Source organism: Klebsiella sp. MPUS7 (genome assembly GCF_009905335.1).
Classification (GTDB): domain Bacteria; phylum Pseudomonadota; class Gammaproteobacteria; order Enterobacterales; family Enterobacteriaceae; genus Klebsiella; species Klebsiella grimontii.
Genome location: NZ_CP047604.1, coordinates 970,670 through 988,936, shown reverse-complemented (window position 1 = coordinate 988,936; position 18,267 = coordinate 970,670). Strand labels below are relative to the sequence as shown.

Below are 18,267 nucleotides of genomic sequence, written 5' to 3'. Positions count from 1 at the left end.
CTCCTCTTTTTCCAACAAACATCACAAATTCGTTTTCCTCGCATAGCAGATAAAATTTAATCCGTCATGAACAAATTTGTAAATATGGAATATACAAAACAAGATAATCACATAGGACAAAATAAAAATAGGTAATAAAATCATCACATTAAATTTATAAACGACAATTTTATATTATCCAATACCCACTATTTTTTCATCATCAAATTCAAGTCAGCCATTCTTTTTCCTCGCATCTTCTTATAGTCCCAACTATCGGAACACTCCATGCGAGGTCTTTATGCAACAAGAAGCACTAGGAATGGTAGAAACCAAAGGCTTAACCGCAGCCATAGAGGCCGCTGATGCAATGGTGAAGTCAGCCAATGTGATGTTAGTGGGCTATGAAAAAATTGGCTCCGGGCTGGTCACCGTCATCGTGCGCGGCGACGTTGGCGCGGTAAAAGCGGCCACCGATGCCGGTGCCGCCGCCGCACGTAACGTGGGAGAAGTGAAAGCCGTACACGTCATCCCACGCCCTCACACCGATGTAGAAAAAATCTTACCGAAGGGAATTAGCCAATGAGCAGCAATGAGCTGGTTGAACAGATCATGGCTCAGGTGATTGCCCGTGTGGCAACGCCGGAACAACAGGCCATCCCTACTGAAAACCATCCAATACGAGAGACGGCTATGGCAGAAAAAAGCTGCAGTTTAACGGAATTTGTCGGGACCGCCATTGGCGACACCCTGGGCCTGGTGATCGCCAACGTCGATACCGCCCTGCTGGACGCGATGAAGCTGGAAAAACGCTATCGCTCCATCGGCATTCTCGGCGCCCGCACCGGCGCTGGCCCGCACATTATGGCGGCGGATGAAGCGGTGAAGGCCACCAACACCGAAGTGGTCAGCATTGAGCTTCCGCGCGATACCAAAGGCGGCGCGGGCCACGGTTCGCTGATTATTTTAGGCGGCAACGACGTTTCCGACGTTAAGCGCGGTATCGAAGTCGCGCTGAAAGAGCTCGACCGCACCTTCGGCGATGTTTACGGCAACGAAGCCGGGCATATCGAGCTGCAGTACACCGCTCGCGCCAGCTACGCCCTGGAAAAAGCGTTCGGCGCGCCGATTGGCCGCGCCTGCGGCATCATCGTTGGCGCTCCGGCCTCCGTTGGCGTGCTGATGGCCGATACCGCGCTGAAGTCAGCCAACGTTGAAGTCGTGGCCTATAGCTCCCCGGCGCACGGCACCAGCTTCAGTAACGAAGCCATTCTGGTGATTTCCGGCGACTCCGGCGCGGTCCGCCAGGCGGTCATCTCGGCGCGCGAAATCGGCAAAACCGTTCTTGCGACCCTCGGTGCTGAACCGAAAAACGATCGCCCGTCCTACATCTGATACCCACGAGGCTGATTCATGAGATCGAAAAGATTTGAAGCACTGGCGAAACGCCCTGTGAATCAGGACGGCTTCGTTAAGGAGTGGATCGAAGAAGGCTTTATCGCAATGGAAAGCCCGAACGACCCGAAACCGTCGATTAAAATCGTTAACGGCGCGGTAACCGAGCTGGACGGGAAACCGGTAAGCGAATTCGACCTGATCGACCACTTTATCGCCCGCTACGGCATCAATCTGAACCGCGCTGAAGAAGTGATGGCGATGGATTCGGTCAAGCTGGCCAATATGCTGTGCGATCCGAACGTCAAACGCAGCGAAATCGTCCCGCTGACCACCGCGATGACGCCGGCGAAAATCGTCGAAGTGGTTTCGCATATGAACGTGGTCGAGATGATGATGGCGATGCAGAAAATGCGCGCCCGCCGCACCCCGTCCCAGCAGGCCCACGTCACCAACGTCAAAGATAACCCGGTACAAATTGCCGCCGACGCCGCCGAAGGTGCATGGCGCGGATTTGACGAACAGGAAACCACCGTTGCGGTAGCGCGCTATGCGCCGTTCAACGCCATCGCGCTGCTGGTGGGCTCGCAGGTAGGCCGTCCGGGCGTGCTGACTCAGTGCTCGCTGGAAGAAGCCACCGAGCTGAAGCTCGGCATGCTGGGCCATACCTGCTACGCCGAAACCATCTCCGTCTACGGCACCGAGCCGGTCTTTACCGATGGCGACGACACGCCGTGGTCGAAGGGCTTCCTGGCCTCGTCCTACGCCTCTCGCGGCCTGAAAATGCGCTTCACCTCCGGCTCCGGCTCGGAAGTGCAGATGGGCTACGCCGAAGGCAAATCCATGCTTTATCTGGAAGCGCGCTGCATCTACATCACCAAAGCCGCCGGCGTTCAGGGGCTGCAAAACGGCTCGGTAAGCTGCATCGGCGTGCCGTCCGCGGTGCCGTCAGGCATTCGCGCGGTGCTGGCGGAAAACCTGATCTGCTCGTCGCTGGATCTGGAATGCGCCTCCAGTAACGACCAGACCTTTACCCACTCCGATATGCGTCGCACCGCGCGTCTGCTGATGCAGTTCCTGCCGGGAACCGACTTCATCTCTTCCGGTTATTCCGCGGTGCCGAACTACGACAACATGTTCGCTGGCTCCAACGAAGATGCCGAAGACTTTGACGACTACAACGTTATCCAGCGCGACCTGAAGGTGGACGGCGGTCTGCGTCCGGTGCGTGAAGAGGACGTCATCGCCATCCGTAACAAAGCCGCCCGCGCGCTGCAGGCCGTGTTTGCCGGAATGGGGCTGCCGCCGATTACCGATGAAGAAGTTGAAGCCGCGACCTACGCCCACGGTTCGAAAGATATGCCGGAGCGCAATATCGTCGAAGACATCAAGTTCGCCCAGGAAATCATCAATCAAAACCGCAACGGTCTGGAAGTGGTGAAAGCGCTGGCGCAGGGCGGGTTTACCGACGTGGCCCAGGACATGCTCAACATCCAGAAGGCCAAGCTGACCGGGGACTATCTGCATACCTCCGCGATTATCGTCGGCGACGGACAGGTGCTGTCAGCCGTCAACGACATTAACGATTATGCCGGTCCGGCAACGGGCTATCGCCTGCAGGGCGAACGCTGGGAAGAGATTAAAAACATCCCTGGCGCTCTTGATCCCAACGAGATTGATTAAGGGGTGAGAAATGGAAATTAATGAAAAATTGCTGCGCCAGATAATTGAAGACGTGCTTAGCGAAATGAAGGGCAGCGATAAACCGGTCTCGTTTAATGCGCCGGCGGCCTCCGCTGCGCCTGCTGGCGACGGTTTCCTGACCGAAGTGGGCGAAGCACGCCAGGGAACCCAGCAGGACGAAGTGATTATCGCCGTCGGCCCGGCGTTCGGCCTGGCGCAGACCGTCAATATCGTCGGCATCCCGCACAAAAGCATTCTGCGCGAAGTGATTGCTGGTATTGAAGAAGAAGGCATTAAAGCGCGCGTGATTCGCTGCTTTAAATCCTCCGACGTGGCCTTCGTCGCCGTTGAGGGCAATCGCCTGAGCGGCTCCGGCATCTCTATCGGCATCCAGTCGAAAGGCACAACGGTTATCCACCAGCAGGGGCTGCCGCCGCTCTCCAACCTGGAGCTGTTCCCACAGGCGCCGCTGCTGACCCTGGACACCTACCGTCAGATTGGTAAGAACGCCGCCCGCTATGCGAAACGCGAATCGCCGCAGCCGGTCCCGACGCTGAATGACCAGATGGCGCGGCCGAAGTACCAGGCGAAATCGGCCATTTTGCACATTAAAGAGACCAAGTACGTGGTGACGGGTAAAAACCCGCAGGAACTGCGCGTGGCGCTTTGATAAAGGATAACTCCATGAATACCGACGCAATTGAATCGATGGTTCGCGACGTATTGAGCCGCATGAACAGCCTGCAGGGCGAGGCGCCAGCGGCGGCTCCGGCGGCTGGCGGCGCATCCCGTAGCGCCAGGGTCAGCGACTACCCGCTGGCGAACAAGCACCCGGAATGGGTGAAAACCGCCACCAATAAAACGCTGGACGACTTTACGCTGGAAAACGTGCTGAGCAATAAAGTCACCGCTCAGGATATGCGTATTACCCCGGAAACCCTGCGCTTACAGGCGTCGATCGCCAAAGACGCGGGCCGCGACCGGCTGGCGATGAACTTCGAACGCGCCGCCGAGCTGACCGCGGTACCGGACGATCGCATTCTTGAAATCTACAACGCCCTTCGCCCCTACCGTTCAACGAAAGAGGAGCTGCTCGCTATCGCCGACGATCTCGAAAGCCGCTATCAGGCGAAGATTTGCGCAGCTTTCGTTCGCGAAGCGGCAACGCTGTACGTCGAGCGTAAAAAACTCAAAGGCGACGATTAACTACAGGGGGCGGTGATGCGATATATAGCTGGCATTGATATCGGCAACTCATCGACGGAAGTCGCCCTGGCGACTCTGGATGAGGCTGGCGCGCTGACGATTACGCATAGCGCGCTAGCGGAAACCACCGGGATCAAAGGCACGTTGCGTAACGTGTTCGGGATCCAGGAAGCGCTTGCCCTCGTGGCAAAGCGCGCCGGGATCGGCGTCGGCGATATTTCGCTCATTCGCATTAACGAAGCCACGCCGGTGATTGGCGATGTGGCGATGGAAACCATTACCGAAACCATCATCACCGAATCGACCATGATCGGCCATAACCCGAAAACGCCCGGCGGCGTGGGGCTTGGCGTTGGCATCACTATTACGCCGCAGGAGCTGTTAACCCGCCCGGCGGAGGCCCCCTATATCCTGGTAGTGTCATCGGCCTTCGATTTTGCCGATATCGCGAACGTTATCAACGCCTCCCTGCGCGCCGGGTATCAGATTACCGGCGTCATTTTGCAACGCGACGATGGCGTGCTGGTCAGCAACCGGCTGGAAAAACCGCTGCCGATCGTTGACGAAGTGCTGTACATCGACCGCATTCCGCTGGGAATGCTGGCGGCGATTGAGGTCGCCGTCCCGGGGAAGGTTATCGAAACCCTCTCCAACCCTTACGGTATCGCCACCGTATTCAACCTCAACGCCGAGGAGACCAAAAACATCGTCCCGATGGCCCGGGCGCTGATTGGCAATCGTTCCGCCGTGGTGGTCAAAACGCCATCCGGCGACGTTAAAGCGCGGGCGATCCCCGCCGGTAACCTGGCGCTGCTGGCCCAGGGGCGCAGCGTGCGCGTGGATGTCGCCGCCGGCGCCGAGGCCATCATGAAAGCGGTCGACGGCTGCGGCAGGCTCGATAACGTCACCGGTGAGTCCGGCACCAATATCGGCGGCATGCTGGAGCACGTGCGCCAGACCATGGCCGAGCTGACCAACAAGCCGAGCAGCGAGATTTTCATTCAGGATCTGCTGGCCGTCGATACCTCGGTACCGGTGAGCGTCACCGGCGGACTGGCTGGGGAGTTCTCGCTGGAGCAGGCCGTCGGCATCGCCTCGATGGTGAAATCGGATCGCCTGCAGATGGCGATGATCGCCCGCGAGATTGAGCAGAAGCTCAATATCGACGTGCAGATCGGCGGCGCCGAGGCCGAAGCCGCCATCCTGGGCGCGCTGACCACGCCGGGCACCACCCGACCGCTGGCGATCCTCGACCTCGGCGCGGGCTCCACCGATGCCTCCATCATCAACCCTAAAGGCGAAATCATCGCCACCCACCTCGCCGGAGCAGGCGATATGGTGACGATGATCATTGCCCGCGAGCTGGGGCTGGAGGACCGCTATCTGGCGGAAGAGATCAAGAAGTTCCCGCTGGCTAAGGTGGAAAGCCTGTTCCATTTGCGCCACGAGGACGGCAGCGTGCAGTTTTTCTCTACGCCGCTGCCCCCGGCCGTCTTCGCCCGCGTCTGCGTGGTAAAGCCGGGCGAACTGGTGCCGCTGCCCGGCGACTTAGCGCTGGAAAAAGTGCGTGCCATTCGCCGTAGCGCCAAAGAGCGGGTCTTTGTCACCAACGCCCTGCGCGCGCTGCGTCAGGTCAGCCCCACCGGCAACATTCGCGATATTCCGTTCGTGGTGCTGGTGGGCGGTTCGTCGCTGGATTTCGAAGTCCCGCAGCTGGTCACTGATGCGCTGGCGCACTACCGCCTGGTTGCCGGGCGCGGAAATATTCGCGGCAGCGAAGGCCCGAGAAACGCGGTGGCCACCGGGCTGATTCTCTCCTGGCACAAGGAGTTCGCGCATGGACAGTAATCACAGCGCCCCGGCCATCGTCATTACCGCCATCGCCAGCTGCGACGGCCTGTGGCGCGAAGTGCTGCTGGGCATTGAAGAGGAAGGCATCCCTTTCCTGCTTCAGCATCATCCGGCCGGAGAAGTCGTGGACAGCGCCTGGCAGGCGGCGCGCAGCTCGCCGCTGCTGGTGGGCATCGCCTGCGACCGCCATACGCTGGTCGTGCACTACAAGAATTTACCCGCATCGGCGCCGCTTTTTACGCTGATGCATCATCAGGACAGTCAGGCCCATCGTAACACCGGAAATAACGCGGCACGGCTGGTCAAAGGGATCCCTTTCCGGGATCTGAATCGCTAAGCAACAGGAGAACGGCAGAATGAATAACGCACTGGGACTGGTTGAAACAAAAGGGTTGGTGGGCGCTATTGAAGCCGCCGACGCCATGGTGAAATCCGCCAACGTGCAGCTGGTTGGCTACGAAAAAATTGGCTCGGGTCTGGTGACCGTGATGGTTCGCGGCGACGTCGGCGCGGTTAAAGCGGCGGTGGACGCGGGCAGCGCGGCGGCAAGCGTGGTGGGTGAAGTGAAATCCTGCCACGTGATCCCGCGTCCGCACAGCGACGTTGAGGCCATTTTACCGAAATCAGCCTGATTGATGGCGAATAAGGAGCACCGCGTGAAGCAATCACTGGGATTACTTGAAGTTTGTGGTCTGGCACTGGCTATCAGCTGCGCCGATATCATGGCGAAATCCGCTTCTATCACGCTGGTCGCCCTCGAAAAGACCAATGGTTCAGGCTGGACGGTGATTAAAATTACCGGTGATGTGGCCTCCGTGCAGGCGGCTATCACCACCGGTGCGCAGTTTGCCGAACAGCGAAACGGCCTGGTGGCCCACAAAGTCATCGCCAGGCCAGGAGAAGGGATCCTGCGCGCGCAGACGCCCCCGCTCTCCGTCATGCAACCTGAGCCTGAAGAGTCAGAAACGGCGGATGTCGTTTCTGAAGCGCCAGCAGAAGAGCTCCCGCAGGAACAGGGGCTGGTTAGCTGCAACCTGTGTCTGGACCCGAAATGTCCGCGCCAGAAGGGCGAGCCGCGCTCGCTTTGCATTCATCCCGGCAAGCGAGGTGAGGCGTAATGGATAAACAGCTTCTGGAATCAACGGTCAGTAAAGTTCTCGACGAGATGCGCCTGCGGCCCATCCCGCTGGGGGTTTCAAATCGTCATATCCATCTGTCCGCGGCGGATTACGAACGCCTGTTCCCCGGCCATCCCATCAGCGAGAAAAAAGCGCTGCTGCAGCCGGGACAGTACGCCGCGGAGCAAACCGTCACTCTGGTGGGGCCGAAGGGGCAGCTGAAAAATGTACGCCTGCTCGGCCCACTGCGCTCGGTAAGCCAGGTGGAAATCTCGCGTACCGATGCCAGAACCCTGGGCGTTGCGGCGCCGCTGAGAATGTCCGGCAACCTGAAGGGCACGCCGGGCATCCGCCTGGTCAGCCCTTTTGGCGAGCTGGAGCTGACGTCAGGGGTTATCGTCGCACAACGGCATATTCATATGTCGCCGCTCGATGCGCTGATCCTGCGGGTCGCCCACGGCGACAGAGTGTCGGTGGCCATTGAAGGCGACGAGCGCGGGCTGATCTTCAACAACGTGGCGGTTCGCGTTTCGCCGGACATGCGCCTCGAAATGCACATTGATACCGATGAGGCTAACGCCGCTGGAGCCGATAGCCCGCAGGCCTTTGCCCGGCTGGTAGGCCCGCGATGAACGGCGAACTTCTGCAGCGCATTGTGGAGACGATCGTCTCCCGGCTGCAGCGGCGCGCCGAAAGCACGGCGACGTTGAGCGTGGCGCAGCTACGTGATGCCGACTGCCGGAGTCTGTTCTGCCAGCACGCGTCGCTGCGCGTTCTGCTCGTCGACCTGGCGCTGCTGAACCAGCTGGCGGAGGCGGACACCGACGATGCCGCCGTTCGTAATATTCACGACGCGCTGGCTTTCGGCATCCGCGTGCAGCTCACCCTGCACGGCCAGCTGCTGCCGGTTATCCCGGTTAAAAAACTGGCTCGCCTGCCGCTGACCTTTGCCGATGAACGCGGGCTGCCGCTGGTTCTGCACGCAGGTTCGGTGCTCAGCTATCGCGACGTCGCGCCGCTGGATCAGGGGCGTCTGGTTATTCAGCGCAAATGCCTCGTGACCGCCCTGGCGCGCGACGCGGCGCGCGCGCGGAATATTCAATTAATTAAGCAGGAGTAAATCATGCATCTGGCACGAGTCACGGGCGCGGTTGTCTCCACGCAAAAATCGCCTTCCCTGGTCGGGAAAAAGCTTCTGTTGGTGCGGCGGGTCAGCGCCGATGGCGAACTTCCCGCCTCGTCCACCTCCGGCGATGAAGTCGCCGTGGACTCCGTCGGCGCAGGCGTCGGCGAGCTGGTTCTGCTCAGCGGCGGCTCCAGCGCCAGGCACGTTTTTTCCGGGCCAAACGAGGCCATCGACCTCGCCGTTGTCGGCATTGTCGATACGCTTTCACGTTAAGGAGCGACTATGGCGATTTATACCCGAACGGGTGACGCTGGCACCACCTCACTCTTTACCGGCCAGCGGGTGAGCAAAACCCACCCGCGGGTTGAAGCCTACGGCACGCTGGACGAGCTGAACGCCGCGCTGAGCCTGTGCGCCTGCGCCGCCGCGGATGAAAACCACCGCGCCCTGCTCGAGGCCATCCAGCAGCAAATTTTCTGGTTTAGCGCGGAACTGGCCAGCGACAGCGAACGGCCGTCGCCTAAACAGCGCTACATCAGCAGCGAAGAGATTTCCGCCCTGGAAGCCGCCATCGATCGGGCCATGGCCCGCGTTGAACCGCTGCACAGCTTTATTTTACCCGGCCGCTGCGAAGCCGCGAGCCGCCTGCATTTTGCCCGCACGCTGGCCCGCCGGGCCGAACGCCGCCTGGTGGAGCTGGCGGCGGAAGTCAACGTGCGCCAGGTGCTGATGCGCTACATCAATCGCTTATCAGACTGCCTGTACGCCCTGGCCCGCGCCGAAGATAGCGACGCGCACCAGAACAACCTTATCCGTGAAATAAGCCGGCGCTATCTGGCCGCCAGCCAGCCGAGCCGCAGCAAGGAGACGACGCCCGTGGCCCTCTCATTCCACGATCTACACCAGCTCACCCGCGCCGCCGTCGAGCGCGCGCAGCAGCTACAGGTGCCGGTGGTGATCAGCATCGTTGACGCCCACGGCACCGAAACCGTGACCTGGCGGATGCCGGACGCCCTGCTGGTCAGCAGCGAACTGGCGCCGAAAAAGGCCTGGACCGCGGTGGCGATGAAAACGGCGACCCATGAGCTGAACGATGTGGTTCAGCCGGGCGCCGCGCTTTATGGCCTCGAAACGCATTTGCAGGGAAAAGTGGTCACCTTTGGCGGCGGTTACGCCCTGTGGCGCGACGGCTTATTAATCGGGGGTCTTGGCATCAGCGGCGGCAGCGTTGAGCAGGACATGGACATAGCACGGACCGCCATCGCGGCCATTAACGTGGGAACTCATCAATGAATACTTCTGAACTCGAAACCCTTATTCGCACCATTCTTAGCGAACAGTTAACCCCGGCGCAAACGCCGGAGCAGCCGCAGGGCAAAGGGATATTTCAGTCCGTCAGCGAGGCTATCGACGCTGCGCACCAGGCGTTCTTACGTTATCAGCAGTGCCCGCTGAAAACCCGCAGCGCCATCATCAGCGCAATGCGCCAGGAGCTGACGCCGCTGCTGGCCGCGCTGGCGGAAGAGAGCGCCAATGAAACGGGCATGGGCAACAAAGAAGACAAATACCTGAAAAACAAGGCTGCGCTGGACAACACCCCCGGCGTGGAAGATCTCACCACCACCGCGCTGACCGGCGACGGCGGTATGGTGCTGTTTGAATATTCGCCGTTTGGCGTAATCGGGTCGGTCGCGCCGAGCACCAACCCAACGGAGACCATCATCAACAACAGCATCAGCATGCTGGCGGCGGGCAACAGCGTCTACTTCAGCCCGCATCCGGGGGCGAAAAAGGTCTCACTCAAGCTCATCAGCCTGATTGAAGAGATTGCCTTCCGCTGCTGCGGCATTCGCAACCTGGTGGTCACCGTGGCGGAACCGACGTTTGAAGCCACCCAGCAGATGATGGCCCATCCGCGCATTGCGGTCCTCGCTATTACCGGCGGCCCCGGCATTGTGGCAATGGGCATGAAGAGCGGTAAAAAAGTGATTGGCGCCGGCGCGGGCAACCCGCCCTGCATCGTCGATGAAACGGCGGATCTGGTCAAAGCGGCGGAGGATATCATCAACGGCGCCTCGTTCGATTACAACCTGCCCTGCATTGCCGAGAAGAGCCTGATTGTGGTGGAGAGCGTCGCCGAACGTCTGGTGCAACAAATGCAAGCCTTCGGCGCGCTGCTGCTGAGCCCGGCCGATACCGATAAACTCCGCGCCGCCTGCCTGCCTGAAGGCCTGGCCAATAAGAAGCTGGTCGGCAAAAGCCCATCGGCGATGCTGGAAGCCGCCGGGATCGCCGTTCCGGCGAAAGCGCCGCGCCTGCTGATCGCTATCGTCAACGCTGACGATCCGTGGGTCACCAGCGAACAGCTGATGCCGATGCTGCCGGTGGTCAAAGTCAGCGATTTCGATAGCGCGCTGGCGCTGGCGCTGAAGGTTGAAGAAGGCCTGCACCATACCGCCATTATGCACTCGCAAAACGTCTCGCGCCTGAACCTCGCGGCCCGCACTCTGCAAACCTCGATATTCGTTAAGAACGGCCCCTCTTATGCCGGGATCGGCGTCGGTGGAGAAGGCTTTACCACCTTTACTATTGCCACGCCAACCGGAGAAGGAACAACCTCGGCGCGCACGTTTGCCCGTTCCCGTCGCTGCGTGCTGACCAACGGCTTTTCCATTCGCTAACCGAGGTCGCGATGAAGACTTTCTCACTACAAACGCGGTTGTACAGCGGTCAGGGTAGCCTGGCGGCGCTCAAGCGCTTTACCAACAAGCACATCTGGATTATCTGCGATGGCTTTCTTGCGCGCTCGCCGCTGCTGGAGACCCTGCGCAACGCGTTGCCCGCAGATAACCGCATTAGCGTCTTTAGCGAGATAACCCCGGACCCCACTATCCACACCGTGGTACAGGGCATTGCGCAAATGCAGGCCCTGCAACCGCAGGTGGTCATCGGCTTCGGCGGCGGATCGGCAATGGATGCGGCGAAAGCTATCGTCTGGTTCAGCCAGCAGAGCGGCATCAGCATCGAAACCTGCGTGGCGATACCGACCACCAGCGGTACCGGTTCAGAAGTGACCAGCGCCTGCGTGATTAGCGACCCGGATAAAGGCATCAAGTACCCGCTGTTCAACAACGCGCTGTACCCGGATATGGCGATCCTTGACCCGGAACTGGTGGTCAGCGTGCCGCCGCAGATTACGGCCAACACCGGCATGGACGTGTTAACTCACGCGCTGGAGGCGTGGGTCTCTCCGCACGCCAGCGACTTTACCGACGCGCTGGCGGAAAAAGCCGCCAAACTGGTGTTTCAGTATCTGCCCACCGCGGTGGAAAAAGGCGACTGCGTGGCGACGCGCGGGAAAATGCACAACGCCTCGACGCTCGCCGGCATGGCGTTCAGCCAGGCGGGGCTGGGGCTTAACCACGCCATCGCCCACCAGCTTGGCGGACAGTTTCATCTGCCGCACGGCCTGGCCAACGCGCTGCTGTTAACCACGGTTATCCGCTTTAACGCCGCTGTTCCCCGTGCTGGCAAACGCTACGCGCGGTTGGCCAAAGCCTGTGGATTTTGCCCGGCAGAGGCCAACGACGTCACGGCGATCAATGCCCTGATCCAGCAAATCGAACGACTCAAGCAACGCTGCGCGCTGCCGTCACTGGCGATCGCGCTGAAAGAAGGACGCTCTGAGTTTTCCGCGCGTATTCCGGCCATGGTGCAGGCCGCGCTGGCTGACGTCACGCTACGCACCAATCCTCGCCCGGCCAGCGCCGAGGAGATTCGGGAACTGCTGGAGGAACTGCTATGAGTCGCGCCGTCAACGCTGTTGAAATGGCCCTGAGCGCCGATGACATCCGCGAGCGCGTTCGCGCGGCGGGCGTGGTCGGCGCGGGGGGCGCGGGATTTCCCGCCCACGTGAAGCTACAGGCGCAGGTAGAAATTTTCCTGGTCAACGCCGCCGAGTGCGAACCGATGCTCAAGGTCGACCAGCAGCTGATGTGGCAGCAGGCTTCGCGCCTTGTCCGCGGCGTGCAGTACGCAATGACGGCAACCGGCGCGCGCGAAGGGGTGATCGCCCTGAAAGAGAAGTACCGCCGGGCTATCGACGCCCTCACCCCGCTGCTGCCTGCCGGTATCCGCCTGCATATTCTGCAGGATGTCTATCCGGCGGGCGATGAGGTGCTGACTATCTGGATGGCGACCGGCCGCAGAGTCGCGCCCGCCGCGCTGCCGGCCAGCGTTGGCGTGGTGGTCAATAACGTACAAACGGTCCTTAACATTGCCCGCGCGGTCGAACAGCAGTTTCCGGTCACCCGCCGAACGCTGACCGTTAACGGCGCAGTCGCCAGGCCGCTGACCGTCACCGTTCCTATCGGCATGCCGCTGCGCGAAGTGCTGGCATTGGCGGGCGGCGCGACGGTCGACGACCCCGGTTTTATTAACGGCGGCCCGATGATGGGCGGGCTGATTACCTCTCTCGATAATCCGGTGACCAAAACCACCGGCGGCCTGCTGGTGCTGCCGAAAAGCCATCCGCTTATTCAGCGGCGGATGCAGGATGAGCGCACGGTACTTTCCGTCGCCCGCACCGTCTGCGAGCAGTGCCGACTGTGTACCGATCTCTGCCCGCGACATCTGATCGGCCACGAACTCTCTCCGCACCTGCTGGTGCGGGCGGTGAACTTTCACCATGCCGCCACGCCGCAGCTGCTGCTGAGCGCCCTCACCTGCTCGGAATGCAACGTCTGCGAAAGCGTGGCCTGCCCGGTGGGGATCTCGCCGATGCGCATCAACCGGATGCTGAAACGCGAGCTGCGGGCGCAAAACCAGCGCTACGAAGGGCCGCTCTATCCGGCCGATGAGATGGCGAAGTATCGCCTGGTGCCGGTGAAGCGGCTGATCGCCAAACTGGGGTTAAGCCCCTGGTATCAGGAGGCGCCGCTGGTGGAAGACGAACCGGCGGTCGAAACCGTAACGTTGCCGCTGCGCCAGCATATCGGCGCCAGCGCGGTAGCCAACGTTGCAGTGGGAGAAAGCGTCACGCGCGGGCAATGCGTTGCCGATATCCCGGCAGGCGCGTTAGGCGCGCCGATTCACGCCAGCATCGACGGCGTGGTTGCGGCCATCAGCGAACAGGCCATCACGGTGGTAAGAGGTTAACCATGTCTCAGGCTATAGGAATTTTAGAACTCACCAGCATTGCCAAAGGAATGGAGCTCGGCGATGCGATGCTGAAAAGCGCCAACGTCAATCTGCTGGTCAGCAAGACTATCTGTCCGGGTAAGTTTTTGCTGATGCTCGGCGGGGATATCGGCGCTATCCAACAGGCCATTGAAACCGGCGCGTCGCAGGCCGGCGAAATGCTCGTCGACAGCCTGGTGCTGGCGAATATTCACCCCAGCGTACTGCCGGCCATCAGCGGCCTGAACAGCGTGGACAAGCGCCAGGCGGTCGGCATCGTTGAAACCTGGAGCGTTGCGGCCTGCATCAGCGCCGCCGATCGGGCGGTAAAAGGCTCAAACGTCACCCTGGTGCGGGTGCATATGGCCTTCGGCATCGGCGGTAAATGCTACATGGTGGTGGCGGGCGACGTTTCCGACGTCAATAACGCGGTTACGGTTGCCAGCGAAAGCGCAGGCGAAAAAGGGCTGCTGGTTTATCGTTCGGTGATCCCGCGCCCGCATGAAGCGATGTGGCGACAGATGGTGGAGGGATAATGGAAAGACAGCCGACAACGGATCGCATGATTCAGGAGTACGTGCCGGGGAAACAGGTCACCCTCGCGCACCTGATTGCCAATCCAGGGAAAGATCTCTTTAAGAAGCTCGGTCTGCAGGATGCGGTTTCCGCCATTGGCATCCTCACCATTACCCCCAGCGAGGCGTCGATTATCGCCTGCGATATCGCCACCAAATCCGGCGCGGTGGAGATCGGTTTTCTCGACCGTTTTACCGGCGCCGTGGTGCTGACCGGCGACGTTTCCGCCGTGGAATATGCCCTCAAGCAGGTGACGCGCACCCTGGGCGAGATGATGCAGTTTACTACCTGCTCAATAACCCGGACGTAGCGCGATGAAGCGTCTGATGTTTATCGGCCCGAGTCAGTGCGGCAAGACCTCGCTAACCCAGAGCCTGCGTGGCGAAGCGCTCCATTATAAGAAAACCCAGGCCATTGAATGGTCGCCGATGGCCATCGATACGCCGGGGGAATATCTGGAGAACCGCTGCCTGTATAGCGCCCTGCTGACCAGCGCCTGCGAGGCTGACGTTATCGCGCTGGTACTGAATGCCGACGCCCAGTGGTCGCCGTTTTCTCCGGGGTTTACCGCCCCGATGAATCGCCCGACGATTGGCCTGGTCACCAAAGCCGACCTCGCCGACCCTCAGCGGATATCGCTCATCGCGGAGTGGCTTACGCAGGCAGGCGCCGGGCAGATTTTTGTTACCAGCGCGTTGAACAATTCGGGTCTCGACGCGGTGCTGGATTTTCTGAATTCGAAGGAACCCTTATGTCTTACAAAATAATGGCCATTAACGCCGGCAGCTCATCGTTAAAATTCCAGCTGCTGGAGATGCCGCAGGGCGAGACGCTCTGCCAGGGATTGATTGAACGTATCGGCATGGCAAACGCTCAGGTGACCCTCAAAACGCCGGCGCAGAAATGGCAGGAGTCGGCGCCGATCGCCGATCATCGCGAAGCCGTCACGCTGCTGCTGGAAAAGCTCCTCGGCTACAGCATTATCGAGAGTTTGCAGGATATTGACGGCGTTGGCCACCGCGTGGCGCACGGCGGCGAGCGCTTTAAAGATTCGACGCCGGTAACCGATGAAAGCTTAGCGGAAATCGAGCGTCTGGCCGAACTGGCTCCGCTGCATAACCCGGTTAACGCCCTGGGAATCAAAGTTTTCCGCCAGCTGCTGCCCGATACGCCATCGGTAGCGGTGTTTGATACCGCTTTTCACCAGACGCTGGATGAGCGCGCGTTTATCTATCCGCTGCCGTGGCGCTACTACAGCGAGCTGGGCATTCGCCGCTACGGCTTCCACGGCACCAGCCATAAGTACGTCAGCGCGACGCTGGCGGAAAAGCTGGGCGTGCCGCTGAGCGCCCTGCGCGTGGTGTGCTGCCATCTCGGCAACGGCAGCAGCGTTTGCGCAATCAAAGGCGGGCGTTCGGTGAATACCTCAATGGGCTTTACGCCGCAGTCCGGGGTGATGATGGGCACCCGCAGCGGCGATATCGATCCGTCGATTTTACCGTGGCTGGCGCTGCATGAGGGGCAAACGCCGGAGCAGCTGAATCAGCTGCTGAATAACGAATCCGGCCTGTTGGGGGTTTCCGGCGTCTCGCACGATTATCGCGATGTCGAACAGGCGGCGGACGGCGGTAATCGTCGGGCGGCGCTGGCGCTGGCGCTGTTTGCCGAGCGCATTCGCGCTACCATCGGCAGCTATATCATGCAGATGGGCGGAATTGATGCGCTAATTTTTACCGGCGGCATCGGCGAAAACTCGGCCCGCGCCAGGAGCGCCATCTGCCATAACCTGAATTTCCTCGGACTGTCGGTCGATGAAGAGAAAAACCAGCACAACGCCACCTTTATCCAGGCCGAGCATGCGCTGGTCAAAGTGGCGGTCATTAATACTAATGAAGAGCTGATGATTGCCCGCGACGTGATGCGCCTCGCGCTGCCCGCGGCGGAAACCTTAACCGTTTCAGCCTGATTTCGCCGCCCGGCAAGTTGCGGTGAATCATGGTAATAGCGGGATCGGCATGACACTATGCGCCCTGGAAACCTGAGCAATAGGTGAATATGTGGCCGTAGCGCAATGCCCCGCCTCCTGTGGGGAACTCATCCAGGGCTGGATCCTCGGCAGCGAGAAGCTGGTCTCCTGCCCCGTTGACTGGTACAGCACCGTCGAGGTGGACTACGGTTCGCCTCGCGCAGATGAACGCCCGCTGTCGCGGGCGATGGTCGACCGGCTGCTGGGCTACTGGCGCTATCCGGCGGAGCTAGGCAAAGAGATTCGGATCGATATTTGCTCCACGATTCCGGTCGCCAAAGGGATGGCCAGCAGCACCGCGGATATCGCCGCGACGGCGGTGGCCACCGCGCATCATCTCGGCCATCCGCTGGATGAAACCACCCTCGCCCGGCTCTGCGTTTCCCTGGAGCCCACCGACAGCACCCTGTTCCGCCAGTTGACGCTATTCGATCACAATACCGCCGCCACGCAAATTACCTGCGGCTGCCAGCCTCAGCTCGATCTGCTGGTGCTGGAAAGCCCCGCCACGCTGCTGACCACCGATTACCACCGCCTTCCCCGTCTTGAAAAGCTGCACGCCCATTCCGCCGCGCTGCATCAGGCCTGGGAGAAAGTTCAGCAGGCCTGTCAGACCAATGACCCCCGACGGATGGGCGAGGCGGCGACGCTTAGCGCCATCGCCAGCCAGCATCTGCTGCCGAAGCCGGGGTTTGATACGCTGCGGGCGCTGGTGGAAGAGTGCGATTTATACGGCATTAACGTGGCGCACAGCGGCAGCGTGGTCGGCCTGATGCTCGACCGCCAGCGTCACGATATTGAGTATTTGCAGCGGCGGCTGCAGGAAACGAGGCTTAGCGAGCTCTGGCCCCGGCAGCATCTGCTGCGCATGGTGCAGGGCGGCGTCGAACTGCGCTAACTCTGCCGCAGCCATACCTCCCCGGAGGCGATGCTTGCGCATCTGTCCGGGCTACCGGTCCGCAGACGACGGTGAACCCGTAGCCCGGTCAGCGCAGCGCCACCGGGAAGAACTGCAGACGAACAATGGCGGCAGACGCTCGGAACATCTACCCGTTAAAAACCCGCCTGAAAGCCGTCAGCAGCTGCGTATTCTCCTGCTGGCTGCGGATCGCGACGCGGAAGTAGCGCCCGTCAAGCCCCGGGTAGTTGGCGCAGCTGCGGATCAGGATGCGCTGTTGCAGCATTGCGTATTGCAGATCCAGATCCGGCACCTCGCAGCGCAGAAACAGATAATTTGCCTGCCCGGGATAGACCGTCAGACCGGGAACGTGGCGCAGCTGATGGTAAAAGCGCTGCCCCTCTTCCGCCAGCCACCGCCAGGTTTTCTGCTGATAGACGCTATCCTGGAGAATGATTTCCCCCGCCAGCGCGGCAAAGGCGTTGATTGACCACGGCATCTGGCGCTCGCGCATTCGTCCTACCGCCCGCGCATCGCCATTGACCAGATACCCAAGGCGCAGACCGGGAATAGCATAAAACTTAGTCAGCGAACGCAGCACCCACACGTGCGGATTGTGGCTCAGTAGCGGAATAAATCCTGTCTCATCGGGGATAAAATCGATAAACGCTTCATCGAGAATCAGGGCGATTCCCAGCGACTTACAGCGTTCAGCAATCAGTTCCAGCAGACGGCGCTCGGGCAGCAGACCGGTTGGGTTGTTCGGGGTGCAGAGAAACAAACAGTCCAGATCCGGCGTCAGAGCGTCGAGAATCGTCCCGGTGAGCTGCCAGCCATCCTCTTCACGCAGCAGAAACTCCCGCACCGTGCAGTCCACCGACTGCAGCGCCCGGCGGTATTCGGCAAAGCCGGGGGTGACGATCATCGCCTGGCGCGGCTTCAGGCCCTGAACCAGCGTAAAGATCGCTTCGGTTTCGCCGTTTCCGGCGAGGATCCACGAGGCGGGGATGTGATGGTGTTCCGCCAGCGCGAGGTGCAGCTGCTGATACTCAACGTCAGGATAGCGTTCGGCGCAGGCCATATTGTCGATGATGGCGCGCTTTAAGCTTTCCGGCATCCCCAGCGGATTGATATTGGCGCTAAAATCCAGCAGCTGTTCCGCACAGATGCCCAATAGCGCGGCGGCCTCGCGGATATTGCCGCCGTGGGCGCTCTTCAGTAGAGCCATGTA

The 18,267-nt window shown here is 60.5% G+C and carries 22 protein-coding genes; 21 read left to right on the top strand and 1 reads right to left on the bottom strand.

The features are described 5' to 3' along the window. Positions 1-280: 280 nt before the first annotated feature. The 21 genes from pduA to GUC22_RS04630 all read left to right on the top strand — a co-directional run bounded on the left by pduA (position 281) and on the right by GUC22_RS04630 (position 17,036). Complete coding sequence (pduA, locus tag GUC22_RS04730) at positions 281-565, top strand: propanediol utilization microcompartment protein PduA (protein ID WP_001183618.1); 285 nt, start codon at positions 281-283, stop codon at positions 563-565. Continuing rightward, a complete protein-coding gene (gene pduB / locus GUC22_RS04725; protein WP_004133650.1) occupies positions 562-1,374 on the top strand; it encodes a propanediol utilization microcompartment protein PduB in 813 nt (270 codons plus the stop codon). Before pduA ends, pduB begins: the two co-directional genes overlap by 4 nt. An 18-nt stretch (positions 1,375-1,392) precedes the next feature. Continuing rightward, the gene (gene pduC, locus GUC22_RS04720; RefSeq protein ID WP_024358534.1) at positions 1,393-3,057 is read left to right on the top strand and encodes a propanediol dehydratase large subunit PduC; all 1,665 of its coding nucleotides are present in this window, start codon (positions 1,393-1,395) and stop codon (positions 3,055-3,057) included. A 10-nt stretch (positions 3,058-3,067) separates the two neighbouring features. After that, entirely contained in the window at positions 3,068-3,727 is a 660-nt protein-coding gene (pduD, locus tag GUC22_RS04715; RefSeq protein ID WP_004124509.1) for a propanediol dehydratase medium subunit PduD, read from the top strand. A gap of 14 nt (positions 3,728-3,741) precedes the next feature. Continuing rightward, on the top strand, positions 3,742-4,263 hold the full coding sequence (pduE, locus tag GUC22_RS04710) for a propanediol dehydratase small subunit PduE (protein WP_004133648.1): 522 nt from the start codon (positions 3,742-3,744) through the stop codon (positions 4,261-4,263). 15 nt (positions 4,264-4,278) lie between these two features. Beyond that, positions 4,279-6,111 carry a propanediol dehydratase reactivase alpha subunit PduG gene (gene pduG, locus GUC22_RS04705; protein ID WP_064343161.1) on the top strand — a complete coding sequence of 611 codons (1,833 nt, stop codon included), beginning with the start codon at positions 4,279-4,281 and terminating at the stop codon, positions 6,109-6,111. Continuing rightward, a complete protein-coding gene (gene pduH, locus GUC22_RS04700; protein WP_049090120.1) occupies positions 6,101-6,451 on the top strand; it encodes a propanediol dehydratase reactivase beta subunit PduH in 351 nt (116 codons plus the stop codon). Before pduG ends, pduH begins: the two co-directional genes overlap by 11 nt. Positions 6,452-6,470: 19 nt before the next feature. Then, positions 6,471-6,746: a propanediol utilization microcompartment protein PduJ gene (gene pduJ, locus GUC22_RS04695; RefSeq protein ID WP_001057755.1), complete on the top strand. Its 276-nt coding sequence runs from the start codon at positions 6,471-6,473 to the stop codon at positions 6,744-6,746. Between the two features lie 3 nt (positions 6,747-6,749). Continuing rightward, positions 6,750-7,232 carry a BMC domain-containing protein gene (locus GUC22_RS04690; RefSeq protein WP_098141055.1) on the top strand — a complete coding sequence of 161 codons (483 nt, stop codon included), beginning with the start codon at positions 6,750-6,752 and terminating at the stop codon, positions 7,230-7,232. Further along, on the top strand, positions 7,232-7,864 hold the full coding sequence (locus GUC22_RS04685; protein WP_004133643.1) for a phosphate propanoyltransferase: 633 nt from the start codon (positions 7,232-7,234) through the stop codon (positions 7,862-7,864). Before GUC22_RS04690 ends, GUC22_RS04685 begins: the two co-directional genes overlap by 1 nt. Continuing rightward, a complete protein-coding gene (gene pduM, locus GUC22_RS04680) occupies positions 7,861-8,352 on the top strand; it encodes a microcompartment protein PduM (RefSeq protein WP_160183364.1) in 492 nt (163 codons plus the stop codon). The genes GUC22_RS04685 and pduM overlap by 4 nt, the downstream gene beginning before the upstream one ends. A gap of 3 nt (positions 8,353-8,355) precedes the next feature. Continuing rightward, the gene (pduN, locus tag GUC22_RS04675; RefSeq protein WP_160183363.1) at positions 8,356-8,631 is read left to right on the top strand and encodes a propanediol utilization microcompartment protein PduN; all 276 of its coding nucleotides are present in this window, start codon (positions 8,356-8,358) and stop codon (positions 8,629-8,631) included. 9 nt (positions 8,632-8,640) lie between these two features. After that, positions 8,641-9,651, top strand: coding sequence for a two-domain cob(I)yrinic acid a,c-diamide adenosyltransferase PduO (gene pduO / locus GUC22_RS04670; RefSeq protein WP_064343162.1), 1,011 nt, complete (start codon positions 8,641-8,643; stop codon positions 9,649-9,651). Then, a complete protein-coding gene (pduP, locus tag GUC22_RS04665; protein ID WP_004133639.1) occupies positions 9,648-11,039 on the top strand; it encodes a CoA-acylating propionaldehyde dehydrogenase PduP in 1,392 nt (463 codons plus the stop codon). The genes pduO and pduP overlap by 4 nt, the downstream gene beginning before the upstream one ends. 11 nt (positions 11,040-11,050) lie before the next feature. Next, on the top strand, positions 11,051-12,163 hold the full coding sequence (pduQ, locus tag GUC22_RS04660) for a 1-propanol dehydrogenase PduQ (protein ID WP_049090124.1): 1,113 nt from the start codon (positions 11,051-11,053) through the stop codon (positions 12,161-12,163). Beyond that, positions 12,160-13,515: a cobalamin reductase PduS gene (gene pduS / locus GUC22_RS04655; protein ID WP_160183362.1), complete on the top strand. Its 1,356-nt coding sequence runs from the start codon at positions 12,160-12,162 to the stop codon at positions 13,513-13,515. Before pduQ ends, pduS begins: the two co-directional genes overlap by 4 nt. A gap of 2 nt (positions 13,516-13,517) precedes the next feature. Further along, positions 13,518-14,072 carry a propanediol utilization microcompartment protein PduT gene (gene pduT / locus GUC22_RS04650; protein ID WP_004124543.1) on the top strand — a complete coding sequence of 185 codons (555 nt, stop codon included), beginning with the start codon at positions 13,518-13,520 and terminating at the stop codon, positions 14,070-14,072. Then, on the top strand, positions 14,072-14,422 hold the full coding sequence (gene pduU / locus GUC22_RS04645; RefSeq protein WP_000441103.1) for a propanediol utilization microcompartment protein PduU: 351 nt from the start codon (positions 14,072-14,074) through the stop codon (positions 14,420-14,422). The genes pduT and pduU overlap by 1 nt, the downstream gene beginning before the upstream one ends. 4 nt (positions 14,423-14,426) lie before the next feature. After that, positions 14,427-14,879 carry a propanediol utilization protein PduV gene (gene pduV / locus GUC22_RS04640; RefSeq protein WP_049087291.1) on the top strand — a complete coding sequence of 151 codons (453 nt, stop codon included), beginning with the start codon at positions 14,427-14,429 and terminating at the stop codon, positions 14,877-14,879. Then, entirely contained in the window at positions 14,864-16,078 is a 1,215-nt protein-coding gene (locus GUC22_RS04635; protein ID WP_049087292.1) for an acetate/propionate family kinase, read from the top strand. Before pduV ends, GUC22_RS04635 begins: the two co-directional genes overlap by 16 nt. Before the next feature lie 91 nt (positions 16,079-16,169). Beyond that, complete coding sequence (locus GUC22_RS04630) at positions 16,170-17,036, top strand: L-threonine kinase (RefSeq protein WP_004133635.1); 867 nt, start codon at positions 16,170-16,172, stop codon at positions 17,034-17,036. Between the two features lie 148 nt (positions 17,037-17,184). On the opposite strand, the gene cobD is transcribed toward GUC22_RS04630, so the two are convergent. After that, on the bottom strand, positions 17,185-18,264 hold the full coding sequence (gene cobD / locus GUC22_RS04625; protein ID WP_160183361.1) for a threonine-phosphate decarboxylase CobD: 1,080 nt from the start codon (positions 18,262-18,264) through the stop codon (positions 17,185-17,187). Positions 18,265-18,267 lie beyond the last annotated feature (3 nt).

Coding starts and splice junctions, on each gene's coding strand:
- pduV (WP_049087291.1), top strand. CDS start 14,427: ATGAAGCGTCTGATGTTTATCGGCCCGAGTCAGTGCGGCAAGACCTCG.
- GUC22_RS04685 (WP_004133643.1), top strand. CDS start 7,232: ATGGATAAACAGCTTCTGGAATCAACGGTCAGTAAAGTTCTCGACGAG.
- cobD (WP_160183361.1), bottom strand. CDS start 18,264: ATGGCTCTACTGAAGAGCGCCCACGGCGGCAATATCCGCGAGGCCGCC.
- pduA (WP_001183618.1), top strand. CDS start 281: ATGCAACAAGAAGCACTAGGAATGGTAGAAACCAAAGGCTTAACCGCA.
- pduJ (WP_001057755.1), top strand. CDS start 6,471: ATGAATAACGCACTGGGACTGGTTGAAACAAAAGGGTTGGTGGGCGCT.
- pduQ (WP_049090124.1), top strand. CDS start 11,051: ATGAAGACTTTCTCACTACAAACGCGGTTGTACAGCGGTCAGGGTAGC.
- pduC (WP_024358534.1), top strand. CDS start 1,393: ATGAGATCGAAAAGATTTGAAGCACTGGCGAAACGCCCTGTGAATCAG.
- GUC22_RS04690 (WP_098141055.1), top strand. CDS start 6,750: ATGGCGAATAAGGAGCACCGCGTGAAGCAATCACTGGGATTACTTGAA.
- pduG (WP_064343161.1), top strand. CDS start 4,279: ATGCGATATATAGCTGGCATTGATATCGGCAACTCATCGACGGAAGTC.
- pduH (WP_049090120.1), top strand. CDS start 6,101: ATGGACAGTAATCACAGCGCCCCGGCCATCGTCATTACCGCCATCGCC.
- pduT (WP_004124543.1), top strand. CDS start 13,518: ATGTCTCAGGCTATAGGAATTTTAGAACTCACCAGCATTGCCAAAGGA.
- pduM (WP_160183364.1), top strand. CDS start 7,861: ATGAACGGCGAACTTCTGCAGCGCATTGTGGAGACGATCGTCTCCCGG.
- pduU (WP_000441103.1), top strand. CDS start 14,072: ATGGAAAGACAGCCGACAACGGATCGCATGATTCAGGAGTACGTGCCG.
- pduD (WP_004124509.1), top strand. CDS start 3,068: ATGGAAATTAATGAAAAATTGCTGCGCCAGATAATTGAAGACGTGCTT.
- pduP (WP_004133639.1), top strand. CDS start 9,648: ATGAATACTTCTGAACTCGAAACCCTTATTCGCACCATTCTTAGCGAA.
- pduE (WP_004133648.1), top strand. CDS start 3,742: ATGAATACCGACGCAATTGAATCGATGGTTCGCGACGTATTGAGCCGC.
- pduO (WP_064343162.1), top strand. CDS start 8,641: ATGGCGATTTATACCCGAACGGGTGACGCTGGCACCACCTCACTCTTT.
- GUC22_RS04635 (WP_049087292.1), top strand. CDS start 14,864: ATGTCTTACAAAATAATGGCCATTAACGCCGGCAGCTCATCGTTAAAA.
- pduS (WP_160183362.1), top strand. CDS start 12,160: ATGAGTCGCGCCGTCAACGCTGTTGAAATGGCCCTGAGCGCCGATGAC.
- pduN (WP_160183363.1), top strand. CDS start 8,356: ATGCATCTGGCACGAGTCACGGGCGCGGTTGTCTCCACGCAAAAATCG.
- pduB (WP_004133650.1), top strand. CDS start 562: ATGAGCAGCAATGAGCTGGTTGAACAGATCATGGCTCAGGTGATTGCC.